Raw genomic sequence first — 1,023 nt, 5'->3', positions numbered from 1 at the left:
ACTTTGTATTATGAAGTCCATGAACTTACTTTAGAAAGTAGTTTGGGCATATTGATGGGTTTTGATAAATAATCATCCATACCACTTTCAAGACATCTTTCCTTCTCATTGCTAAAAGCATAAGCTGTCATAGCAATAATAGGTGTTCTTGTTGTCTCAATCGATCGGATTACTTTCGTCGCATGAATGCCATCTACAATCGGCATCTCTACATCCATTAGAATAACATCGAATTTCTGTCTGTTAACCGCTTCAATGGCTTCATGACCATTCTCTGCCATGGTTATGACCCACTCTTGCTTTTCAGCAATAACTTTTAGAATCTCTCTATTTATTGTATCGTCCTCAACAATAAGGACATTTAACCCAGATCTATTGTGTTGGTTTGCATCTTCTATCTTAACTCGACTTAATCCAGAACCTTTTTTTATCACAGTCGTGAAAGAGAAAGAACTACCAATGCCTACAACACTACGAACATTCATTTCTCCATCCATCAGCTCAACGAGTCTTTTACATATTGATAAGCCTAAGCCTGTGCCACCAAACTTTCTTGTTGTTGAATACTCAGCCTGTGTAAACTGATCAAATATTACTTTTTGATGATTCATACTAATACCGATACCTGTATCTCTGACACGCCATTTTAGAGAGATTTGCTCTCCATTCAGTTTATCTAAATGAACTTCTAGTTCAATAAACCCAACTTCAGTAAACTTAATGGCATTCCCAATTAGATTCACAAGTATTTGTCTAATCTTAGCAAAGTCTGCTTGAATATAATGAGGTATTTTAGAATCAATCGTTACTTTTAGAGTCAATCCCTTGTCTGAGAGTTGAGGGTTGAATAAGACTTCAATTCCATGAATAAATGCTCTTATATCTTCTTCAGAATAGTCCAGCTGTACCTTGTTCGCTTTAAGCTTTGAGTAGTCAAGTACATCATCTATTACCGACAAGAGCGCTTCAGCAGACTTTTTAGAAATATTAATCAGCTTTTCCTGTTCTTCATCCACTTCTGTC

1 protein-coding gene is annotated in these 1,023 nt (G+C 36.1%); it reads right to left on the bottom strand.

Annotation, left to right across the window (positions count from 1 at the left end):
• Positions 1-8: 8 nt before the first annotated feature.
• The coding region (locus tag JF818_RS01080; protein ID WP_198890148.1) for a response regulator at positions 9-1,023 on the bottom strand (1,015 nt) is incomplete at its 5' end.

Source organism: Sphaerochaeta sp. S2, from assembly GCF_016406725.1.
Classification (GTDB): Bacteria; Spirochaetota; Spirochaetia; order Sphaerochaetales; family Sphaerochaetaceae; genus Sphaerochaeta.
The sequence above is the reverse complement of the archived record's forward strand: the minus strand, read 5'-3'. Positions and strand labels throughout refer to the sequence as shown.